General features: G+C 72.3%; 19 protein-coding genes. 7 read left to right on the top strand and 12 right to left on the bottom strand.

The annotated features are described in order from the left end of the window. Nucleotides 1-201: 201 nt before the first annotated feature. From IEZ05_RS24835 to IEZ05_RS24790, 10 genes are all read right to left on the bottom strand, one after another. The gene (locus IEZ05_RS24835) at nucleotides 202-1,200 is read right to left on the bottom strand and encodes a sugar phosphate isomerase/epimerase family protein (protein WP_189232451.1); all 999 of its coding nucleotides are present in this window, start codon (nucleotides 1,198-1,200) and stop codon (nucleotides 202-204) included. Nucleotides 1,201-1,215: 15 nt separating this feature from the next. Next, entirely contained in the window at nucleotides 1,216-2,499 is a 1,284-nt protein-coding gene (locus tag IEZ05_RS24830) for a Gfo/Idh/MocA family protein (RefSeq protein ID WP_189232450.1), read from the bottom strand. Between the two features lie 86 nt (nucleotides 2,500-2,585). Beyond that, nucleotides 2,586-3,632, bottom strand: a complete 1,047-nt coding sequence (locus IEZ05_RS24825; RefSeq protein WP_189232449.1) for a substrate-binding domain-containing protein — start codon at nucleotides 3,630-3,632, stop codon at nucleotides 2,586-2,588. A gap of 17 nt (nucleotides 3,633-3,649) precedes the next feature. Beyond that, the gene (locus IEZ05_RS24820; protein ID WP_189232448.1) at nucleotides 3,650-4,669 is read right to left on the bottom strand and encodes an ABC transporter permease; all 1,020 of its coding nucleotides are present in this window, start codon (nucleotides 4,667-4,669) and stop codon (nucleotides 3,650-3,652) included. Continuing rightward, nucleotides 4,666-6,183 (bottom strand): sugar ABC transporter ATP-binding protein, encoded by a 1,518-nt coding sequence (locus tag IEZ05_RS24815; protein ID WP_189232447.1) that lies wholly within the window; start codon nucleotides 6,181-6,183, stop codon nucleotides 4,666-4,668. Before IEZ05_RS24815 ends, IEZ05_RS24820 begins: the two co-directional genes overlap by 4 nt. Before the next feature lie 99 nt (nucleotides 6,184-6,282). After that, complete coding sequence (locus tag IEZ05_RS24810; protein WP_189232446.1) at nucleotides 6,283-7,464, bottom strand: ROK family transcriptional regulator; 1,182 nt, start codon at nucleotides 7,462-7,464, stop codon at nucleotides 6,283-6,285. A 247-nt stretch (nucleotides 7,465-7,711) separates the two neighbouring features. Further along, nucleotides 7,712-8,389 carry a GntR family transcriptional regulator gene (locus IEZ05_RS24805; RefSeq protein WP_189232445.1) on the bottom strand — a complete coding sequence of 226 codons (678 nt, stop codon included), beginning with the start codon at nucleotides 8,387-8,389 and terminating at the stop codon, nucleotides 7,712-7,714. A 134-nt stretch (nucleotides 8,390-8,523) separates the two neighbouring features. Then, entirely contained in the window at nucleotides 8,524-9,471 is a 948-nt protein-coding gene (locus tag IEZ05_RS24800) for a beta-ketoacyl-ACP synthase III (RefSeq protein WP_189232444.1), read from the bottom strand. A gap of 135 nt (nucleotides 9,472-9,606) precedes the next feature. Further along, nucleotides 9,607-9,750 (bottom strand): MFS transporter small subunit, encoded by a 144-nt coding sequence (locus IEZ05_RS24795; RefSeq protein WP_189232443.1) that lies wholly within the window; start codon nucleotides 9,748-9,750, stop codon nucleotides 9,607-9,609. Then, complete coding sequence (locus IEZ05_RS24790; protein WP_189232442.1) at nucleotides 9,719-11,056, bottom strand: OFA family MFS transporter; 1,338 nt, start codon at nucleotides 11,054-11,056, stop codon at nucleotides 9,719-9,721. Before IEZ05_RS24790 ends, IEZ05_RS24795 begins: the two co-directional genes overlap by 32 nt. 200 nt (nucleotides 11,057-11,256) lie before the next feature. Between IEZ05_RS24790 and IEZ05_RS24785 the strand changes: the two genes are divergently transcribed. The 5 genes from IEZ05_RS24785 to fdhD are packed head-to-tail and all read left to right on the top strand — an operon-like array spanning nucleotide 11,257 to nucleotide 17,833. Continuing rightward, a complete protein-coding gene (locus tag IEZ05_RS24785) occupies nucleotides 11,257-12,228 on the top strand; it encodes a 2-dehydropantoate 2-reductase (protein ID WP_189232441.1) in 972 nt (323 codons plus the stop codon). Continuing rightward, nucleotides 12,225-14,168, top strand: coding sequence for a molybdopterin oxidoreductase family protein (locus IEZ05_RS24780; protein WP_189232440.1), 1,944 nt, complete (start codon nucleotides 12,225-12,227; stop codon nucleotides 14,166-14,168). Before IEZ05_RS24785 ends, IEZ05_RS24780 begins: the two co-directional genes overlap by 4 nt. Beyond that, nucleotides 14,149-16,107, top strand: a complete 1,959-nt coding sequence (locus tag IEZ05_RS24775) for an NADH-ubiquinone oxidoreductase-F iron-sulfur binding region domain-containing protein (RefSeq protein ID WP_189232439.1) — start codon at nucleotides 14,149-14,151, stop codon at nucleotides 16,105-16,107. The genes IEZ05_RS24780 and IEZ05_RS24775 overlap by 20 nt, the downstream gene beginning before the upstream one ends. Next, complete coding sequence (locus tag IEZ05_RS24770) at nucleotides 16,104-16,964, top strand: 2Fe-2S iron-sulfur cluster-binding protein (protein WP_189232438.1); 861 nt, start codon at nucleotides 16,104-16,106, stop codon at nucleotides 16,962-16,964. Before IEZ05_RS24775 ends, IEZ05_RS24770 begins: the two co-directional genes overlap by 4 nt. 20 nt (nucleotides 16,965-16,984) lie before the next feature. Further along, nucleotides 16,985-17,833: a formate dehydrogenase accessory sulfurtransferase FdhD gene (gene fdhD, locus IEZ05_RS24765; RefSeq protein ID WP_189232437.1), complete on the top strand. Its 849-nt coding sequence runs from the start codon at nucleotides 16,985-16,987 to the stop codon at nucleotides 17,831-17,833. A 117-nt stretch (nucleotides 17,834-17,950) separates the two neighbouring features. Here fdhD and IEZ05_RS24760 read toward each other — a convergent pair whose 3' ends face one another. Next, on the bottom strand, nucleotides 17,951-18,394 hold the full coding sequence (locus IEZ05_RS24760; RefSeq protein WP_189232436.1) for a MarR family winged helix-turn-helix transcriptional regulator: 444 nt from the start codon (nucleotides 18,392-18,394) through the stop codon (nucleotides 17,951-17,953). Between the two features lie 94 nt (nucleotides 18,395-18,488). Here IEZ05_RS24760 and IEZ05_RS24755 point away from each other — a divergent pair, with 94 nt between their 5' ends. After that, nucleotides 18,489-19,406, top strand: coding sequence for a quinone oxidoreductase family protein (locus IEZ05_RS24755; protein WP_189232435.1), 918 nt, complete (start codon nucleotides 18,489-18,491; stop codon nucleotides 19,404-19,406). A 20-nt stretch (nucleotides 19,407-19,426) separates the two neighbouring features. Here IEZ05_RS24755 and IEZ05_RS24750 read toward each other — a convergent pair whose 3' ends face one another. Further along, nucleotides 19,427-20,437 (bottom strand): bile acid:sodium symporter family protein, encoded by a 1,011-nt coding sequence (locus tag IEZ05_RS24750; RefSeq protein ID WP_373298844.1) that lies wholly within the window; start codon nucleotides 20,435-20,437, stop codon nucleotides 19,427-19,429. A gap of 170 nt (nucleotides 20,438-20,607) precedes the next feature. On the opposite strand from IEZ05_RS24750, the gene IEZ05_RS24745 reads away from it, so the two are divergent. Next, complete coding sequence (locus tag IEZ05_RS24745) at nucleotides 20,608-21,495, top strand: LysR substrate-binding domain-containing protein (RefSeq protein WP_189232433.1); 888 nt, start codon at nucleotides 20,608-20,610, stop codon at nucleotides 21,493-21,495. Nucleotides 21,496-21,686 lie beyond the last annotated feature (191 nt).

Genomic DNA, 21,686 nt, shown 5'->3' with positions numbered 1-21,686 from the left:
CCGGGGTGCGCCGTCACCCCGGAGGCGTGTGTGTCCTGAACACTTCAGGGACGGTAGCTGTGTTTGTCCTGTGCGAACACCCCGTGGAACACGGGTAGTTGAACTTTTACCCGACACAGGACAAAGCCGTGTCCGGGCAGGTCGGACCGGGGGCCGGCGGATGTCCCGGCCCCCGTGCCGACCTGGCGTCGGACGCGTGGATCAGCTGTTGAACGCGGCGTCGAAGGACGCGCTGGGCGGCTCGAAGTCGAACGCCTTGAGCCGGGTCAGGGCCTCGGGAGCGCCCTGGAGCCGGTCCATGCCGGCGTCCTCCCACTCGACGGAGACCGGGCCCCCGTAGTCGATGGAGCGCAGCATGCGGAAGACGTCCTCCCAGGGGACGTCGCCGTGCCCGGCCGACACGAAGTCCCAGCCGCGCCGCGGGTCGCCCCACGGCAGGTGGGAGCCCAGGCGGCCGTTGCGGCCGTCGAGGCGCCTGCGGGCCTCCTTGCAGTCGACGTGGTAGATCCGGTCACGGAAGTCCCACAGGAAGCCGACCGGGTCGAGGTCCTGCCACACGAAGTGCGAGGGGTCGAAGTTGAGGCCGAACGCGGGCCGGTGGTCCACCGCCTCCAGGGCGCGCTGCGTGGTCCAGTAGTCGTAGGCGATCTCGCTGGGGTGGACCTCGTGCGCGAACCGCACGCCCTCGGCGTCGAAGACGTCCAGGATGGGGTTCCAGCGGTCCGCGAAGTCCTGGTAACCGCGTTCGATCATCGACTCGGGCGCCGGCGGGAACATGGCGACCAAGTGCCAGATGGCGGAGCCGGTGAAGCCGATGACGGTGTCGACGCCGAAGCGGGCGGCGGCGCGCGCGGTGTCCTTGATCTCCGCGGCGGCACGCTGCCGGACGCCCTCCGCGTCGCCGTCGCCCCAGATCCGGGCGGGCAGGATGGCCTGGTGGCGTTCGTCGATGATGGCGTCGCAGACGGCCTGCCCGACCAGGTGATTGGAGATCGCCCAGCACTTCAGGCCGTACTTGTCGAGCAACTGGTGGCGGGAGTCCACGTAGGACGGGTCCGCGAGGGCCTTGTCGACCTCGAAGTGGTCGCCCCAGCAGGCGAGTTCGAGGCCGTCGTAGCCGAAGTCGCGGGCGAGCCGGCAGACCTCCTCCAGGGGCAGGTCGGCCCACTGCCCGGTGAACAGCGTGAAGTTGCGCGGCATGCGCTTCTGGCCTCCTCAGACGACGGTCGACGTGATGGCGACGGGGGTGTAGACGGAGTTCTTCTCGGCGCTCTCCTCCACGGCCGCGAGCACACGCTGCACCTGCAGCCCGTCGGCGAAGGAGGGGTCGGGCCTGCGGCCCTCGGCGACCGCGTGGACGAGGTCGCGCGCCTGGTGGACGAAGGAGTGCTCGTAGCCCAGTCCGTGGCCCGGCGGCCACCAGGCGTCCAGGTAGGGGTGCTCGGGCTCGGTGACGAGGATGCGGCGGAAACCGGCGTGCTCCCCCGGCTCGGTGCCGTCGTGGTACGACAGCTCGTTGAGCCGCTCCAGGTCGAAGGCGAGCGAGCCGCGCTCGCCGTTGAGTTCGATGCGCAGGGCGTTCTTGCGGCCGGTGGCGTACCGGGTGGCCTCGAAGGAGGCGAGGGCGCCGGAGGTGAGGCGGCCGGTGAACACGGCGGCGTCGTCCACGGTGACCTCCCCCGTGCCGGCCGCCGACGTGGCGGACAGGCCCCGCGCCGCGCCGCCGGGCAGCGGACGCTCCCGCACGAAGGTCTCGGTGAGGGCGGAGACGCCGGCCAGCCGCTCTCCGGTCAGGTACTGGGCGAGGTCGATGATGTGCGCGCCCAGGTCGCCGAGCGAGCCGGAGCCGGCCAGCTCCTTGCGCAGCCGCCAGGTCAGCGGGGCCTGCGGGTCCACCAGCCAGTCCTGGAGGTACGTCACCCGCACGTGCCGCAGCCGGCCGATGCGGCCCTCGGCGACCATGCGCCGGGCCAGCGCGGTGGCGGGCACCCGGCGGTAGTTGAAGCCGACCATGGCCAGCTGCCCGCGCGCGCCCGCCTCCTCGGCGGCCCGGGTCATCGCCTCCGCCTCGGCGACGGTGTTGGCGAGGGGTTTCTCGCACAGGACGTGCTTGCCGGCGGCGAGCGCGGCCAGCGCGATCTCGGCGTGGCTGTCGCCGGGGGTGCAGATGTCGACGAGGTCGATGTCGTCCCGTTCCACCAGGGTCCGCCAGTCGGTCTCGGTGCTCGCCCAGCCGTGCCGGTCGGCCGCCGTGCGGACGGCGTCGGCGTCCCGGCCGCAGATGGCGGTCATGACCGGGTTCAGCGGCAGGTCGAAGACCCGGCCGGCGGTGCGCCAGCCCTGGGAGTGGGCTGCGCCCATGAAGGCGTAGCCGACCATGCCGACGCGCAGCGGCGGTCTGGTCGCGGATGCCCCCGTGGCCGTGTCGCCGGTACCGGCACCGGTACCGGTCGCTGCTGCGTCCGCCCCGGCCCCCTCGGGCTGCTGCGGCTGTCCCATGCGGATGTCCTCCTCGTCGTGGTGGCGCGGTGGGGGGTGGGCCCCGCCCCGGCCGGCTGGTCAGGCCGCTGCCGGGGCGGCGGGCCTCACTTGAAGCCGGTGGACATGTACTGGTCCACGTTCTCCTTGTCGACGACGGCCGAGTAGCAGGTGACCGTCGACGGGATCTCGAACTCGGCGAGTCCGCCGATCCCCTTGCCCTGGCCGAGCGCACGGGCCAGGTCGATCGCGGAGGCGGCCATGGTCGGCGGGTACAGCACGGTCGCCTTCAGGACGCCACTGTCCGCCTTGATGGCCTGGAAGGCGGACAGCGCCCCGGCGCCGCCGACCATCAGGAAGTCGTCGCGGCCCGCCTGCTCGATGGCGCGCAGCGCGCCCACGCCCTGGTCGTCGTCGTGGTTCCACAGCGCGTCGAACTGCGACTGTGCCTGGAGGAGCTGGGCCATCTTGGCCTGGCCGGACTCGACGGTGAACTCGGCGGCCTGGCGGGCCACCTTCTTGATGTTCGGGTAGTTCTTGAGGCCGTCGTCGAAGCCCTGGGTGCGCTGCTGGGTCAGCTCCAGGTTGTCCAGGCCCGCCAGCTCGATGACCTTGGCGTCCGGCTTGTCCTTGAGCTTCTCGCCGATGTAGTGGGCGGCGTTGAGGCCCATGCCGTAGTTGTCGCCGCCGATCCAGCAGCGGTAGGCCTGGGGGCTGTTGAAGATGCGGTCGAGGTTGACGACCGGGATGCCGGCGCGCATCGCCTTCAGTCCGACCTGGGTGAGTGCCTTGCCGTCGGCGGGCAGCACCACGAGGACGTCGACCTTCTTGTTGATCAGGGTCTCGATCTGGCCGATCTGGGCGGCCGTGTCGTTGGAGCCCTCGGTGACCTCGAGGGTGACGTCCGAGTACTTCTCGGCGCGCTTCTTGGCGTTGTCGTTGATGGCGTTGAGCCAGCCGTGGTCGGCCTGCGGGCCGGCGTAGCCGATGGTGACGGCCTTGCCCGGCTTGTCGTCGGCGGCCGGCTGGTCGTTCGCGGCCGGTTTCTCGTCGTCGCTGCTCTCGTTGCTCGTGCAGCCGGTGAGGAAGGCACCGGCGGAGACGGCGGCGGCTCCGAAGAGCAGTCCTCTGCGACTCGCGTTGAGTTGCTGCATGGTGGCGAACCCTTTCCTCAGGTCGTGCTCGCGGTACGGCGCTGGACCAGCACGGCGGCGACGATGATCGCTCCCTTGGCGATCTGCTGGACGTCGCTCTGCAGGTTGTTCAGGGCGAAGATGTTGGTGATCGTGGTGAAGATGAGGACGCCGAGCACGGAGCCGACGATGGTCCCGCGCCCTCCGGTGAGGAGCGTGCCGCCGATGATCGCGGCGGCGATGGCGTCGAGTTCGTAGAGGTTGCCGTTGGTGTTCTGGCCCGAGCCGGCCAGGACGATCAGGAGGAAGGCGGCGATGCCGCAGCACAGCCCGGACAGCAGGTAGAGGTAGAGCCGCTGGCGGCGGACGTCGATGCCGGCGAGCCGGGCGGCCTCCGCGTTGCCGCCGACGGCGACGGTGCGGCGGCCGAAGGTGGTCCGGTTGAGCAGCAGCCAGCCGATGACGGTGACGGCCGCGAACACCAGGACCAGCGGCGGGACGCCCAGTACATAGGAGTCGCGCTCGCCGAGGTCCAGCACGCTGGGCACGGTGACGACCTGGGTGCGGCCGTCGGTGATCTGCAACGCGAGGCCGCGTGCCGAGGCCAGCATGGCGAGGGTGGCGATGAACGGGACCATCGCGCCGTACGCGATGAGCACGCCGTTGACCAGCCCGCAGCCCACTCCGACGATGACGGCGGTGAACAGGATGCCGGCGAAGCCGTACTCCTGGGTGGCGACGGTGGTCGCCCACACCGACGACAGGGCGACGATGGCGCCGACGGACAGGTCGATGCCGCCGGAGACGATCACGAAGGTCATGCCGACGGTGACGACGCCGATCACGGACGCCTGGGTGAGCACCAGTTGCAGGTTGCGGGTGTCGAGGAACGAGTCGGGCTGGGTGATGCCGCCGATGAGGACCAGTACGGCGAGCACGCCGAGCAGGCTCAGGGTGCGCAGGTCGGCGCGGGCCGTCAGGCTCCGCCAGGCGGGCGGACCGTCCACCGGTGCCGCCTTGCCGGTGCCGCCCCGTGGCGGGGACACGTGCTGCGTCATGACGCCGGGCTTCCTTCCATCACGAGGTCGAGTACGCGGTGTTCGTCGAGTTCGCGGGCGGGGGCCTCGTGCACGACGCGGCCCTCGCGCAGCACCAGCACGCGGTCGGCGAGGCCGAGCACCTCGGGCACCTCGCTGGAGACCAGCAGGACGGCGAGGCCCTCGTCGGCGAGGCGGCGGATGACCGCGTAGAGCTCGGCTCGGGCGCCGACGTCGACGCCGCGGGTGGGTTCGTCCAGGAGCAGGACCCGGCAGCCGCGCAGCAGCCAGCGGGCGAGGACCGCCTTCTGCTGGTTGCCGCCGGACAGGGTGCGCACGGGCACGGACGGGTTGTCCGGCCTGAGCGACAGTTCGCGGGTGGCCGCGCGGGCCGCGCCCAGTTCGGCGCCGCGGTCGATCCAGCCGGCGCGGGAGAAGCGGGACATGGCGGAGACCGACACGTTGCGGGTGACGGACTCCAGCATCAGCAGGGCCTGCGCCTTGCGTTCCTCGGGGGCGAGCCCGAGTCCGGCGCGGACGGCGGCGCGCACGCTGCCGGGGCGCAGCGGGCGGCCCTCCACGAGGACCTGTCCGGCGCTCGCCCTGCGGGCCCCGTAGACCGTCTCCAGGATCTCGGAGCGGCCGGAGCCGACCAGCCCGGCCAGGCCGACGATCTCGCCGGGGCGGACGTCCAGGTCGAGCGGGGCGAACTCGCCGTCCCGGGCCAGCCCCCGCACGCTCAGTACGGGGTCCGCCGCCGGCGGCGAGGCCGGCCGCTCGGGGAAGACGTACTCGACGTTGCGTCCCGTCATCAGCGCGACCACGTCGCGGGTCGGGGTCGACTCGGCGGGCAGCCCGCCGGCGACGGCCCGGCCGTCCTTCAGGACGGTGACCCGGTCGCCGATGCGGCGGATCTCCTCCAGCCGGTGCGAGATGTAGACGACGGCGACGCCGTCGGCGGTGAGGTCGGCGACGATGCGGAAGAGGTTGTCGACCTCGTCCGGGTCGAGGGCGGCGGACGGCTCGTCCATCACGATCAGCCGAACGTCGTGGGAGAGCGCCCGCGCCATGGACACGATCTGCTGCTGTGCCGCCGACAGGTCACCGACCAGCCGCCCGGGGTCGACCTCGGGGTGTCCGAGCCGCTCCAGCAGCTGGGCGGTCGACGCCCGGGCCGCGCGCCCGCGGACGACGAATCCGGCGGTGGTCGGCTCGTGGCCGAGGTGGACGTTCTCGGCGACCGACAGGTGTTCCACCAGGTCGAGTTCCTGGTAGATGGTGGCGATGCCGAGGCGCATCGCCGCGATCGGCGAGCGCAGGGTGACGTCCTCGCCGCGCCAGCGGATGGTGCCGGTGTCGGGCTGGTGGGCGCCGGCGAGCACCTTGATGAGGGTGGACTTGCCGGCCCCGTTCTGGCCGAGCAGGCAGTGCACCTCGCCGGCCTGGACGTCGAGGTCGACGCCGTCGAGGGCCCGGACTCCGGGGAACGACTTGGTGATGCCGGACATGCTGAGCAGCGGTGGTTCTGGTGCCATGTGAGGTCCCCTCGGCGGGCATGCGGGCCGGTGTCAGGGCAGAGCAGGGCAGGGCAGGGCAGAGCGCTGTACTGGTGGAGCTCGGGAGGCGGGTGGTGCCTACGCGGGTGAGAAGAGGTGGTCGCTGATCAGCCGGGCCGCGCCGATGACGCCGGCGGTGGGGCCCAGCTCCCCGAGGACGATGGGCAGGTTGCCGGTCGCGAGCGGCAGCGACTGGCGGTAGACCTGCGTGCGGATCGCGGCGAGCAGGTTGTGCCCGAGGCCGGTCACCCCGCCGCCGATCACGACCAGACCGGGGTTGAAGAAGCTGACCAGGCCGGCGATGACCTGGCCGGTGCTGCGGCCGCCCTCCCGGATCAGGTCGAGTGCGGTGGCGTCGCCCGCGGCGGCCGCGGCGGCGACGTCGGCGGCGCTGAGGGCCCCGCCCGCCTCCAGCCGGGTCGCGAGTTCGGCGGACCGGCCCTGTTGGGCGGCCTCCGTGGCGTCGCGGGCCAGTGCGGCGCCGCTGAAGTGCGCCTCCAGGCAGCCCCGGTTGCCGCAGGCGCAGGGGCGTCCGTCGGGCACGGCCTGGATGTGGCCGATGTCGCCCGCGCTGCCGGTCGTCCCTCGGTAGACGTCACCGCCGACGACGATGCCGCAGCCGATGCCGGTGCCGATCTTGACGACGAGGAAGTCGGCGACGGTGCGGGCGACGCCCGCGTGCTGCTCCCCCAGCGCCATCAGGTTCACGTCGTTGTCGACCATGACCGGGCAGCCGAGTTCCTGGCTGAGCGCCTCCCGCACGGGGAAGCCGTCCCAGCCCGGCATGATCGGCGGCGCGACCGGCACGCCCTCGGGGAAGCGGACCGGTCCCGGGACGCCGATGCCGGCGCCGTCGAAGCCCTCGGCGAGCCCCGAGGCCCGCAGCTTGGCGGCCATGGACAGCACCTGCTCGAAGACCGCGACCGGTCCCTCGCGTACGTCCATGGGCTGGTTGATGTGCCCGAGGATCTCCAGCTCGGCGTTGGTGACCGCGAGGTCGATCGACGTCGCGCCGATGTCGACGCCGAGGAAGCGGAGTTCGGGGTTGAGGCGGACGTTGTGGGAACGGCGGCCGCCGCGCGAGGCGGCGAGTCCGTCGGCCACCACCAGCCCGGTCTCCAGCAGCCGGTCCACCTCGACCGCCAGCTTGGACCGGGACAGGTCGACCTGGTCGCCGAGCTGGGCGCGGGAGTTGGGGCCGCCGTCACGCAACAGCTGCAGCAGCCGGGCCTGATGGGCGTTCGCAGGTCGTGCCGTCATGCGTCTCACGAACCCCTCCCCGCCTCAATCGGCTTGAGTGTACCGGTTTTCCGGCCACATCCGTGGCTTGCTTTCGGAGGGAACGTAGCAGTGGGCGCCCGGTGTGGGAAGAAGTCGCGCATGAATTGCTGCCAACTTTCTCCACTGAGAGGACAAAGGCGTGCGGCGGGCCCGGTGGCCGGGCACGACGAGGCCGCCCGGTCGGTGCGCCGGGCGGCCTGGTGACGTCTGGGTCTTGGAGGCGGTCTCAGGAGGTGCGGTGCTCGTGGTACGAGCGCCGCGTGTGCTCCGTGTGCTCGCGCATCAGCCGTGTCGCCCGCTGTTCGTCGCGGTCGCCGATGGCGGCGATCAGCTCGCGGTGCTCGATCCAGGACTGCATGCCGCGCTGCCGGGCGACCGGTGTGTGGTACCAGCGGACCCGGCGGTCGACCTGCGCGGCGAGCTCGGCGAGCACGGTGTTGCAGGCCAGCTCCATGATCGTCGCGTGGAAGCGGGCGTTGAGGACGACGGTGGCGTCCACGTCGTCGGCGGCGACGGCCCGCTCCCCCTCCGCGCAGAGCTCCTCCAGCGCGGCCACGCCCGCCGTGCCGGCGTTGGCGGCGGCGAGCCGGGCGGCCTCGGCCTCCAGCAGCGTACGGACGGTCAGCAGCTGGTCGGCCTCCTCCTCGGTCGGCTCGTGCACGAACGCGCCCTGCGCGGGGCGCAGATCGACCCAGCCCTCGGTGTTGAGCCGCTGGAGTGCCTCCCGCACGGGCTGACGGGACACTCCGAGATGGCCGGCGAGCTCGCTCTCGACGAGATGCTGGCCGGGCTGGAGGGCACGCGTGGTGATGAGTTCGAGCAGTGCCTCGTAGACACGGTCGCGCAGCGGGCCGGGCCGTTCGAGCTTGGGCACCGCGCCCTGCGGCAGTCCTGCGGACAACATCGGTCCCCCTCGACGGACGGCACGAGCAGTACGCCAAGTATCGATTGTCTTTCGTCTACAGTCTACGGCGCACGGAGGCCGGGGCCGGGAGTGTCGGCCACGTCACACCGCGGCCTGAGCCGGCCCACGCCGCGTCACGGACAGCGGACGACCTGCCCGGCGTAGGAGAGGTTGCCGCCGAACCCGAAGAGCAGCACCGGGTCCCCGGCCGCGATGTCGCCGCGTTCGACGAGCTTGGAGAAGGCGAGGGGGATGCTCGCCGCCGAGGTGTTGCCGGACTCCACGACGTCCCGGGCGACGACCGCGTTGACGGCGCCGATCTTCGCGGCGAGGGGTTCGATGATGCGCAGGTTCGCCTGGTGCAGGACGACGGCGGCGAGGTCGGCGGGCTCGAGTCCGGAGCGTTCGCAGGCCCGGCGCGCGATGGCGGGCAGTTTGGTGGTCGCCCAGCGGTAGACGCTCTGCCCCTCCTGCGCGAACCGCGGGGGCGTGCCCTCGATGCGGACCGCGTTGCCCATCTCGGGCACCGAGCCCCACAGGACCGGGCCGATGCCCGCGTCCTCGCCCGGGGCGCAGGGCTCCACGACGGCGGCCCCCGCCCCGTCGCCGACGAGCACGCAGGTGGTGCGGTCGGTCCAGTCGGTCACCTCGGACATCTTGTCCGCGCCGATGACGAGGGCGCGGTTCGCCGAACCGGCCCGGACGGCGTGGTCGGCGGTGGCCAGGGCGTGGGTGAAGCCGGCGCAGACGACGTTGAGGTCCAGCACGGCGGGCCCGGGCATGCCGAGGCGGGCCGCCACCCGGGCCGCCATGTTCGGCGAGCGGTCGATGGCGGTGGAGGTGGCCACCAGCACCAGGTCCACGTCCGCGGGAGTCAGCCCGGCCGCGGCGAGCGCCTTCGCGGCGGCGTGGCCGGCCAGCTCGTCGACCGGCTCGTCGGGTCCGGCGATGCGGCGGGTACGGATGCCCACCCGGCTCCTGATCCACTCGTCGCTGGTGTCGACCATGCCCGCCAGGTCCTCGTTGGTGAGAGTCCCGGCGGGCTGGTAGTGGCCGACGGCGGTGATGCGCGAGCCGTGCATGGATGGAATCCTCGTTGCCTCGGGGACGGGATCCACCAGTGTGATGAGTGACCGGCGAGTACGTCGGCAGGTGATGCGACAGGAAACGGGCGCCCGCCTTGTCGGCTTCGGTCAGCATCCGGGGCGCCCTTCCCCTCATCCGGTGAACAGCTGGGTCGCCTTCCGGACGAGTTCGTACAGCCCGTAGGCGAGCGGCGCCCCTACCCAGAGCCAGGTGAACGCGATCAGCGGACGCCGGTCGGGCAGGTCAGGCGGACTCTGGCTGCTGTCGGGGGACATCGGCGGTCTCCTTCTGCACGGGGGCGGGCATGTGGTGGCGGGCGTGGACCGGGCGGATGAGTTCGTTGGCGGCGAAGCCGACGACCAGCAGTCCGATCATGATGACGAACGACAGCCCGTACAGGGACGGGCCGTGCCGCCCGGCCTCCTCCTGCCGGTCCGCGATCCAGTTGACGATCAGCGGCCCGAGGACGCCGGCCGTGGACCAGGCGGTGAGCAGCCGCCCGTGGATCGCGCCGACCTGGTAGGTGCCGAAGAGGTCCTTGAGGTAGGCGGGCGCGGTGGCGAAGCCGCCGCCGTAGAAGGAGAGGAGGACGAGGGCGCACAGGACGAACAAGGGCTTGGAGGTGTCGCCGAACAGGGCGACGAGCGTGTACATCAGCGCGCCGGCGCCCAGGTAGACGCGGTAGATGTTCTTGCGTCCGATCAGGTCGGAGGCCGTGGACCAGCCGAGCCGTCCCGCCATGTTGGCCGCCGACAGCAGCGCGACGAACCCGGCGGCGGCCGTGGCCGACACGGGGGTGGAGGTGTCGGCGAAGAAGTCCGTGATCATCGGCGCGGCCTTCTCCAGGATGCCGATACCGGCGGTGACGTTCATGCACAGCGCGACCCACAGCAGCCAGAACTGCGGGGTGCGCACCGCGTCGCGCGCCGAGACCTGCGCACCCCGGGCCCCGTCCGGGCCGCCGTCGGCGCCTTCCCTCGGGCGCGGCACCCGTACCAGCAGGACGCCCAGCAGCATGAAGACGGCGTACGTCAGACCGTGCACGAGGAAGGCCAGCGCGATGCCCGAGTTGTCGGCGCCGAAGGACTCCAGCATCTGGGCCGACCAGGGCGAGGCGATGAGCGCCCCGCCGCCGAAGCCCATGATGGCGATGCCGGTGGCCATGCCCGGCCGGTCGGGGAACCACTTGATCAGCGTGGAGACCGGCGAGATGTAGCCGATGCCGAGGCCGATCCCGCCGACGAAGCCGTAGCCGAGGACGATCAGCCAGTACTGCTCCACCGCGGCGCCGAGCGCGGAGAGCAGGAAGCCGGACGAGAAGCAGACCAGGGCGACGGTCATCGCCCAGCGCGGCCCGTGCCGTTCCACGAGGGTGCCGCCGAACGCGGCGGACAGGCCGAGCATGACGATGCCGAGCTGGAAGGGCAGCGCGCTCTGCGTGCCGCTGATGCCGAGCGCGGATTCGAGGGGCGGTTTGAACACGGACCAGGCGTAGGCCTGGCCGATGGAGAGGTGGACCGAGAGGGCGGCGGGGGGAACGAGCCAGCGGCTCCAGCCCTGGGGTGCCATGGGGGGACTCATGAGTCCCCAACCGTAGGCAGCCGAACCACGGTTGAGAAGACAGTTGAGGGGACAACCAACGTCGCTTGCACCAAGCCTTGCCCGGAGCCTTGCTGGGACAACCTCCATACTGTAGACAATATTTCGTCGACACAGGGCCGCCCGGCACGTCCCGGCCCGCAGTTCCTCGGTATCCCTCGACCGAACGGAGCTCCCCCGTCATGAAAGTCGCAGTCCTCGGCGCCGGGGCGATCGGCGCCTACGTCGGCGCCGCGCTCCACCGTGCGGGCGCCGACGTCCACCTCATCGCCCGTGGACCGCACCTGGCGGCCATGAGGCAGTACGGAGTACGGGTGCGCAGCCCGCGCGGCGACTTCACCGCGCATCCGCGTGCCACCGACGACCCGGCCGAAGTGGGCCCGGTCGACTACGTCTTCCTGGGTCTGAAGGCCAACTCGTACGCGGCGTGCGGGCCGCTGATCGAGCCGCTGCTGCACGACACCACGGCCGTCGTGGCCGCGCAGAACGGCATTCCCTGGTGGTACTTCCACCGGCACGGCGGCCCGTACGACGGGCGCCGCCTCGAGAGTGTGGACCCGGCCGGCGCGGTCAGTGCGGTGCTCGCGCCCGAACGGGCCGTCGGCTGCGTCGTCTACGCGGCCACCGAACTCGAACAGCCGGGCGTCGTCCGGCACGTCGAAGGCACCCGCTTCTCGATCGGGGAGCCCGGCCGCGGTGTCTCGGAGCGCTGCCTGGCGTTCAGCGAGGCGATGCGGTCGGGAGGGCTGAAGTGCCCGGTCGAGCCGGACCTGCGGGCCGACATCTGGCTGAAGCTGCTGGGCAACATCTCCTTCAACCCGATCAGCGCGCTGGCCCGCGCCACCATGCGGCAGATGTGCCTGCACGGCGGCACCCGGCAGGTCATCGAGACCATGATGACCGAGACGCTCGCGGTCGCCGCGGCCCTCGGCTGCGAGGTCGGCGTCTCCATCGAACGCCGGCTCGCGGGCGCCGAGAAGGTCGGCGACCACCGCACCTCCACGCTCCAGGACCTGGAGCGCGGCAAGCCGCTGGAACTCGACGTCCTGCTCGCGGCCGTCGTCGAACTGGCGGAGATCACCGGCGTCGAGGTGCCCACCCTGCGCACCGTGCACGCCCTGTCGGACCTGCTCGCGCTGAGGAGTGCCGCATGAGGAAAGCCGACCGCAAGGGGCGCGACCGCGGCCCGAGGACCTACACCCGCCTCACCCACCCGCTGGTGCGGGACTCCCGCGACCAGCCCTTCCGCCGGGCGACCTGGGACGAGGCCCTGGACCGGGCCGCCCGTGGCCTGGCGGCGGCGCGCGGCGCGTTCGGGATGTTCTCCTGCGCCCGGGCGACCAACGAGATGAACTACGTGGCGCAGAAGTTCGCCCGGGTCGTCATGGGCACCCACAACGTCGACTCCTGCAACCGCACCTGCCACGCGCCGAGCGTCGCGGGTCTGTCGGCCGCCTTCGGCTCCGGCGGCGGGACGTCCTCGTACGAGGAGATCGAGCACACGGACGTCATCGTGATGTGGGGTTCCAACGCCCGCTTCGCGCACCCGATCTTCTTCCAGCACGTACTGAAGGGCATCAGGAACGGCGCCCGCATGTACGCGGTCGACCCCCGGCGGACGAGCACCGCCGAATGGGCGGAGAGCTGGCTCGGCCCCAACGTCGGCACCGACATCCCGCTGGCGCACGCGGTGGGCCGCGAGATCATCCACGCCGGGCTGGTCAACGAGGCGTTCGTCGCCCGGGCGACCACCGGGTACGAGGAGTACAAGGCCCTCGTCGAGCCGTGGACGCTGTCCCTCGCCGAGAAGGTGACGGGCGTACCGGCCGCCGCCGTCCGCGAGCTGGCCCATGCCTACGCCCGCGCCGAGCGCGCCCAGCTGTGCTGGACGCTCGGCATCACCGAGCACCACAACGGCACCGACAACGTCCGTGCGCTGATCAACCTGTCCCTGCTGACCGGCCACGTCGGCCGCTACGGTTCCGGGCTGCAGCCCCTGCGCGGCCAGAACAACGTGCAGGGCGGCGGCGACATGGGCGCGATCCCCAACCGGCTGCCGGGCTTCCAGGACATCCTCGACGCGGACGTACGGCTCAAGTTCGAGTCGGCGTGGGACACGGTCGTCCAGCCGCACTACGGCATGACCCTGACGGAGATGTTCGAGGCGATGGAGGACGGCACGCTGAAGGCCGTCTACTGCATCGGCGAGAACCCCGCGCAGTCGGAGGCGGACAGCGAACAGGCGGTGCGCCGGCTGGGCGCGCTGGACTTCCTCGTCGTCCAGGACATCTTCCTGACGAAGACCGCCGAGCTGGCCGACGTGGTCCTCCCGGCGACCGCCGGCTGGGCGGAGACGGAGGGCACCACCACCAACAGCGAGCGGCGCGTGCAGCGCGTCCGCAGGGCCGTCACCCCGCCCGGCGAGGCCCGCGAGGACATCGACATCCTGTGCGCCCTGGCGGCGCGGCTCGGCCACGACTGGAAGTACCCGGACGCCGAGACGGTGTGGAACGAACTGCGCTCCCTCTCCCCGGACCACCACGGGATGACGTACGCGCGTCTGACGGAGCACCAGGGCATCCAGTGGCCGTGCCCGAGCACGGAGGAACTGGAACCGCCCTACCTGCACGGCAGGTTGTGGGACCCCGACCCGGCCCGGCGGGGCCCCCTCGCACCCTTCGGTATCGTCCGGCACGACCCGCCCGTGGACCTCACCGACGAGGAGTACCCGATCCGCCTGACCACGGGCCGGCGACTCGACTCCTACAACACCGGTGTGCAGAGCGGTAGTTACGCGTCTCCGCTGCGGCGCGGGGAGGCCGTCGAGCTGTGCCCGGAGGACGCGGAACGCTATGGGGTGGCGGTCGGCGAGGAGGTGCGGGTGACCTCGCGGCGCGGCTCGCTGATCGCGCCGGTCTGGGTCGACACCGCGCTGCGTCCCGGGCTCGCCTTCATGAGCTTCCACTTTCCCGACGAGGTGGACACCAACCAACTGACCATCGAGGCCAACTGCCCGATCGCGGGGACGGCGGAGTTCAAGGCCTCGGCGATCCGGATCGAGAAGGTGAGCACCAGTGGACCTGCACTTCGGTGACAGCAAGCCCACCGACGAGGAACGGGCGGCCGTCGACGCCCTGCTCGGCCCGCCCGAGTCCGCCTGGGAGGGCGCCGACCGCACCGACGCGGATCTCCGGTGGGCCCGCGGCGGACGCGAGGCCCGCGACCGGCGCGACCTGCTGCTGCCGGGACTGCACGCGCTCAACGACCGCGTCGGCTGGATCAGCGAGGGCGCCCTGGACTACCTGTGCCGGCGCCTGACGGTACCGCCGGCCGAGGCGTACGGCGTCGCCACCTTCTACGCGATGTTCTCCGTCCGCCCCCGCCCGGCGACGGTGCTCCACCTCTGCACCGACCTGGCGTGCACGGCGGCGGGGGCGACCGGGTTGTGCGCGGACGTGGAGGCGCGGCTGGGCCCGGAGAGCGGGGTGAAGGTCGAACGCAGCCCGTGCCTGGGCCTGTGCGAGCGGGCCCCGGCGGCGTTGGTGTTCCGGGCCGGCGTCCCAGCCCACGCCGGGGACATCTCAGCCCGTCCGGCGTGCGAGGACGAGGCCGTCCAGGCCGACAGCTGGGGTCCGGGGGCGGCAGCCCCCGGGAACGGGAACGGGAAGGGGAAGGGGCGGCGGGGGCGGAACACCCTCCACGCGACGGCGGTCTGCGCCCCCGCGACCCCGGACGCGGCAGTCCGAGCGGCCACCCACCCCGAATCGGCCCCCGCCGAACCCACCCCCGCGACGGCGGTCCCCCAGGCCGGCACCCCCACCCTCACCCTCCTCACCCGCATCGGCACCGTCGATCCCACCTCCCTCGACGACTACCGCGCCCACGGCGGCTACACCGCCCTGCGCCGCGCCTTCGCCCTCGGCCCGGCCGGTGTCATCCGCGAGGTCACCGACTCCGGCCTGCTCGGCCGCGGCGGCGCCGCCTTCCCCACCGGCCGCAAGTGGCAGGCCACCGCCGCCCAGCCCGACCACCCCCACTACGTCGTCTGCAACGCCGACGAGTCCGAGCCGGGCACCTTCAAGGACCGCGTCCTCATGGAGGGCGACCCGTACGCGCTCGTCGAGGCCTTGACGATCGCCGGGTACGCCACCGGCGCGCACAAGGGCTACCTCTACCTGCGCGGCGAGTACCCCCGCGCCCTGGCCCGCCTCACCCACGCGATCACGCAGGCCCGCGCCCGCGGACTGCTCGGCGACGACGTCCTCGGGCAGGGCTACGCCTTCGACATCGAGATCCGGCGGGGCGCGGGCGCCTACATCTGCGGCGAGGAGACGGCCCTGTTCAACTCCATCGAGGGCTACCGGGGCGAGCCGCGCTCCAAGCCGCCGTTCCCGGTGGAGAAGGGCCTGTTCGGCAAGCCCACGGTGGAGAACAACGTCGAGACCCTGGTCAACGTGCTGCCGATCCTCACCCTGGGCGCCCCGGCGTACGCGGCGATCGGCACGGCGACGTCCACCGGGCCGAAGCTGTTCTGCGTGTCGGGCAGCGTGGACCGCCCCGGCGTCTACGAGCTGCCGTTCGGCGCGACGCTGGGCGAGCTGCTCACCCTCGCCGGAGTGCGCGACGGACTGCGGGCGGTCCTGCTGGGCGGGGCCGCGGGCGGCTTCGTACGCCCCGACGAACTGGACGTCCCGCTCACCTTCGAGGGCACGCGCGAGGCGGGCACGACCCTCGGCTCGGGCGTCGTCATGGCTTTCGACGACACGGTGCCGCTCCCCCGCCTGCTGCTGCGCATCGCCGAGTTCTTCCGCGACGAGTCGTGCGGGCAGTGCGTGCCGTGCCGGGTCGGGACCGTGCGGCAGGAGGAGGCGCTGCGGCGGATCGTGGACCGCACGGGTGCCGGCGCCGCCGGCGACATCGCCCTGCTGCGGGACGTCGGCCGCGCGATGCGGGACGCCTCGATCTGCGGTCTGGGGCAGACCGCGTGGAACGCCGTCGAATCCGCCGTCGACCGTCTGGGGGCCTACAAGTGACCGCGATACCGCTGGGTGTGCCGCGCCGGCTGGTGGAGTTCACCGTCGACGGACAGGAGGCGCGGGTACCGGAGGGCTCCACCGTCCTCGACGCCTGCCGGGCCGCCGGGAAGGACGTGCCCACCCTGTGCGAGGGCGACACGCTCACCCCGAAGAACGCCTGCCGGGTGTGCGTGGTGGAGGTGGAGGGCTCCCGGCCCCTCGTTCCGGCCTGCTCGCGCGAGGCGGTGCCGGGCATGGTGGTCAGGACGGACACCGAGCGGGTCCGGCACAGCCGCAAGCTGGTCCTCGAACTGCTCGCGTCCTCCGTCGACCTGTCCACCACCCCCCGGGTGGCCGACTGGATCAAGGAGTACGAGGCGAAGCCGGACCGATTCGGCCCGGACGCGGCACGCGTCGACGAACAGCCGAGGATCGACAACGAGCTGTACGTGCGCGACTACGCCAAATGCATCCTCTGCTACAAGTGCGTGGACGCCTGCGGCGACCAGTGGCAGAACAGTTTCGCCATCTCCGTCTCGGGCCGGGGCTTCGACGCCCGCATCTCGGTCGAGCACGACGCCCCGCTGACGGACTCGGCCTGCGTCTACTGCGGCAACTGCATCGAGGTGTGCCCCACCGGGGCGCTGTCCTTCAAGTCGGAGTTCGACATGCGGGCGGCGGGTACCTGGGACGAGGCACGGCAGACGGAGACGACCACGGTGTGCGCGTACTGCGGTGTCGGCTGCAATCTGACCCTGCACGTGCAGGACAATGAGATCGTCAAGGTCACCTCGCCGCACGACAACCCGGTGACCCACGGCAACCTGTGCATCAAGGGCCGCTTCGGCTACCAGCACGTACAGAACCGGGACTGACCGGTACGAGGGGCACGGACATGGGACGAGTCACGGAACGACGCAAGGTGATCCGCATACGGGACGGGGCGGTCTCCACCCGCACGGACACGCTCGTGGCCGAGGAACCGCTGGAGATCCGGCTGAACGGCAAACCCCTCGCGATCACCATGCGCACACCGGGCGACGACTTCGCGCTGGCGGCCGGTTTCCTGGTCAGCGAGGGTGTACTGGCCGAGCGGGACGACCTCCAGAACATCGTGTACTGCGCGGGCGCCACCGTCGACGGCTCCAACACCTACAACGTGGTCGACGTGAAGACGGCCCCGGACGTGCCGGTCCCGGACATCACGCTGGAGCGCAACGTCTACACGACCTCGTCCTGCGGCCTGTGCGGCAAGGCCAGTCTGGACGCGGTGCGCACCACGGCCCGCTGGCCGATCGCCGACGCTCCCCCGGTGCGCGTCACTCCGGAGCTGCTGGCGAGCCTGCCCGACCGGCTGCGCGCAGCCCAGCGGGTCTTCGACCGCACCGGCGGCCTGCACGCGGCGGCCCTGTTCACCGAGGACGGTGAGCTGGTGGACGTGCGGGAGGACGTGGGCCGGCACAACGCGGTCGACAAGCTGGTCGGGCGCGCCCTGCAGAACGGGGACCTGCCGCTGTCCCGGTCCGTGCTGCTGGTGTCGGGCCGGGCCTCCTTCGAGCTGGCGCAGAAGGCCGTGATGGCGGGCATCCCGGTGCTCGCGGCGGTGTCGGCGCCGTCCTCGCTGGCGGTGGACCTGGCCGCCGAGACCGGGCTGACGCTGGTGGGCTTCCTGCGCGGCACCTCCATGAACGTGTACGCGGGCGAGGACCGCGTCGCCCTGCGGGCCGCGGCCGCCCAGGGCTGACCCACCTCTCCGCGGCACGGCGGCGGGGCCCCGAACGGCGGGGAGCGCCCCCTGCGCCGCAGGGGCCCCGCCTCATCCGGCCCACCCCCGCCCACACCCGGGCCCGGGCGCCGGCGGTCAGCCGTCGGCGTCGATGCCGGCGACCCGCCGGACCATGTCCAGCAACCGCGTCCGCTCCTGCGCCGTGAGCGGCGCGAGCAGCTCGTCGTTGGCCGCGCGGGCCGCCTTCTCGCACCGCGCGAGCACCCGGCCGCCCTCCTCGGTGAGGGACACCGCGTTCTTGCGGCGGTCGTCCGGGTCCGGGGCGCGGACGACGAGCTCGGCCGCCTGCAGATCGTTGAGGACGCCGACCAGGTCCTTCGGGTCGAGCCCGATGCCGCGGCCCAGGTCGGCCTGGGCGACGGGGGCGAGATCGCGGACGGCGGAGAGCACCACGTGGTGCCACATCTTCAGCCCCTCCGCGGCCAGCGCCTCGGCCACCAGGGCCCGGCCACGGGCGGCGGCCCTGCCCAGCTGCCAGCTGGGCAGCGAACGGATGTGGGGAAGCGGTGCGTCGGCCATGGGGCCATCCTATCCAAAAATCGTTGGACTTCCCCACGACTCTTCCCTATCGTTGGGACTCCCAACGACTTCGACGACTTCTGGAGGTGCGGCGATGCGCCGTGTCCGGTACGCGTCCGCCAAGGGCCCCTTGTTCCTGGAGGAGGCGCCCGTCCCGGAGCCGGGCCCGGGTGAGCTGCTGGTGCGCTGCGAGGCCGTCGGCGTCACCCTGCCGGTGGTCCGCAAGGTCACCGAGGCCGCCGAGCCGATCCCGCTCGGCGGCGAGGTCGCCGGGGAGGTGGTGGCCGCCGGGGAGGGCGTGACCGGCGTCCGGACGGGCGACCGGGTGACGGGGCTCTGCTTCGGGCACGGCTACGCCGACTTCGCGGTCCTGCGCCAGGAGATGGCCTCGCCGGTGCCCGACGGTGCCGGTGCGATCGACGCGGTCGCGCTGGTCCGCAGCGGTCTGGTGGCGCTCGGCGCCCTGTCGGCCGCCCAGCCCCGGCCGGGCGAGTCGGCGCTCGTGACGGCCGCGGCCAGTGGGGTCGGCCAGCTGGCCGTGCGGCTCGCGCGGACACGCGGCGCGGCCCGCGTCGTGGGCGCCGTCTCCGACCCGGCCAAGGCGGACTTCGTGCGCTCCCTGGGCGCCGACGACGTCGTGGTCTACGGCGACGACGACTGGGGCGAGCCCGTCGACTACGTCCTCGACGGGGTGGGCGGCCGCCTGCTCACCCCCGCCGTCGCCGCCCTCGCCCCGGGCGGCCGGCTGGTGGCGTACAGCTCGGGCGGCGGGACCGTCCGGGCGTACGACCTGCTGGTGGGCGCCAGGTCGGTGACGGGATTCCAGTTGGCGCGGATCGCCCGCGAGCAGCCGGAGCTGTACGAGACGTGGCGCCGGGAACTGTGGCGGCTGTTCGCCGAGGGGGTGCTCCGGCCCGCCGTGCACGGGAGGTTCCCACTGGAGGAGGCGACGAAGGCGCACGAGGCCGTCGAGTCGCGCAGCAACCTCGGGAAGGTCGTCCTCGTCCCCTGAGACGTCCTGCCGGACGCGGCTCAGCGGGAGCGTGCCCCCGTGCCGACGGCCGTCCGTGACGCGGTGGCCGGCTCGTCCGCAGCCGGGGCGTCGGGGTCGTGCGCACGGCGTTTGGCGATGACCGCGCACACCATCAGCTGCATCTGGTGGAAGAGCATCAGCGGCAGCACGGCCAGCGAGGCGTGCGCGCCGAACAGGACGCTCGCCATGGGCAGGCCGGAGGCGAGGGACTTCTTGGACCCGGCGAACTGGATGGCGATCCGGTCGGCCCGGCCGAAGCCCAGCGCCCTGGCCCCGTACCAGGTCAGCAGCAGCATCACGGCGAGCAGCACCGCCTCCACGACCAGCAGGCCGGCCAGCCGGACCGGGCTCACCTGGTGCCAGATGCCCTGCACCATGCCCTCACTGAACGCGGTGTAGACGACGAGGAGGATCGATCCGCGGTCGACGAGGCCGAGCACCTTCTTGTGCCGGGCGACGAACCCCCCGATCCAGCGGCGCAGCACCTGTCCGGCGACGAACGGCACCAGCAGTTGCAGCACGATCTCGACCACCGAGTCGGCGGAGAACCCGCCCCCGCCGCTGCCGAGCAGAGCCGCGGCCAGCAACGGTGTGACGACGATGCCCGCAAGCGAGGAGAAGGAGCCCGCGCAAATCGCGGCGGGCACGTTGCCGCGGGCGATGGAGGTGAAGGCGATCGACGACTGGATGGTGGAGGGGACCAGGGTGAGGAAGAGCAGCCCCTGGTAGAGGGGGTCGGTCAGGAAGACCGGGACGAGCCCGCGGGCCGCCAGGCCCAGCACCGGGAAGACGACGAAGGTGCAGGCCAGCACGGTGACGTGGAGCCGCCAGTGCCGCAGCCCGTCCATCGCCTCACGGGTGGAGAGCCGGGCGCCGTACAGGAAGAAGAGGAACGCGATCGCGACCGTGGAGGCCCCGGAGGCGACGTCGGCGCCCGCCCCGCGGGCCGGCAGCAGTGCCGCGAGGCCCACCGTTGCGAGCAGCAGCAGGATGTAGGGGTCGACCGGCATCCGACGCGGCCATCGCAGGCGTATCACGGTGCTCCACTTGCTCGTTCTCTTCTTGCTCCGGCGGGGTCACGGGTCCCCGCTCCATCCTGCTCCCCCACCCGGCGATCGGGAATCCGGTACACCGCTCTCACTGTCATCACGTACCACGATGACCGGGTACGGTGGGGCGCGTGTACGACCCCTCCCAGCTGCGGACCTTCCTGACCGTGGCCCAGACGCTGAGCTTCACGCAGGCCGCGCGGCGGCTCGGGCTGCGCCAGTCGACGGTGAGCCAGCACGTGCGGCGGCTGGAGGACGCCACCGGGCGGCAGTTGTTCACGCGGGACACGCACTCCGTGGAGCTGACCGAGGACGGTGAGGCGATGCTGGGCTTCGCGCGCCGCATCCTGGAGGTGCACGAGCAGGCGGCGGCCTTCTTCGCCGGCACCCGGCTGCGCGGACGGCTGCGCTTCGGGGCCTCCGAGGACTTCGTGCTGACCAGGCTGCCGGAGATCCTCGAGAGCTTCCGGCAGGACCACCCGGAGGTCGACCTGGAGCTGACCGTGGAACTGTCGGGCACGCTCCACGAACAGCTTGCCGCCGGGAAACTCGACCTGGTGCTGGCCAAGCGGCGCCCCGAGGACCCGCGCGGCGAGCCGGTCTGGCACGACCGGCTGGTGTGGATCGGCGCGGAGCGGCTGCGCCTCGACCCGGACCGCCCGGTGCCGCTCATCGTCTATCCGCCGCCGGGCATCACCCGCGCGCTCGCGCTGGACGCGCTGCAACGGCAGGGCCGCGAGTGGCGCATCGCCTGCACCAGCGGCAGCCTCAACGGGCTGATCGCGGCGGCCCGGGCGGGCCTCGGCGTGATGGCGCACTCGCGCGGACTCGTCCCGCCCGGCCTGGTGCGCGTGCCGGACCGGGCCGGGCTGCCGGAGCTGGGCCGCGTCGACTTCGTGCTGGTGCACGGGCGCCGCCACCCCTCGGCGCAGGGCGCCGCGGACGCCCTGGCGGCGGCGATCCTTGCGGGCGGCGACCGGCTGCACCCTTCCCGGCGCGCGGGTCCGGCACAGGTGTGACGGAATGCGGTGCGCCTGCGCTGAAGGAGGAGACGGCGGCTTCGCCGGCTTCCTACCGGCGGTAAGCGGGTCGTACAGATTCGGTGGAGATTACGGCACCGAAACTTACTCAACCGTCAGGAAAGTGTCCGACCCTTCCCCATGTGAGCGCATTTCCTCTCACCGACCAGCGCGGACATGAGCGCTGCTCG

The sequence above is a fragment of the Streptomyces flaveolus genome (assembly GCF_014648815.1).
GTDB lineage: Bacteria > Actinomycetota > Actinomycetes > Streptomycetales > Streptomycetaceae > Streptomyces > Streptomyces flaveolus.
Note: the sequence above shows the minus strand (reverse complement) of the source record. Positions and strands in the feature narration are given on the sequence as shown.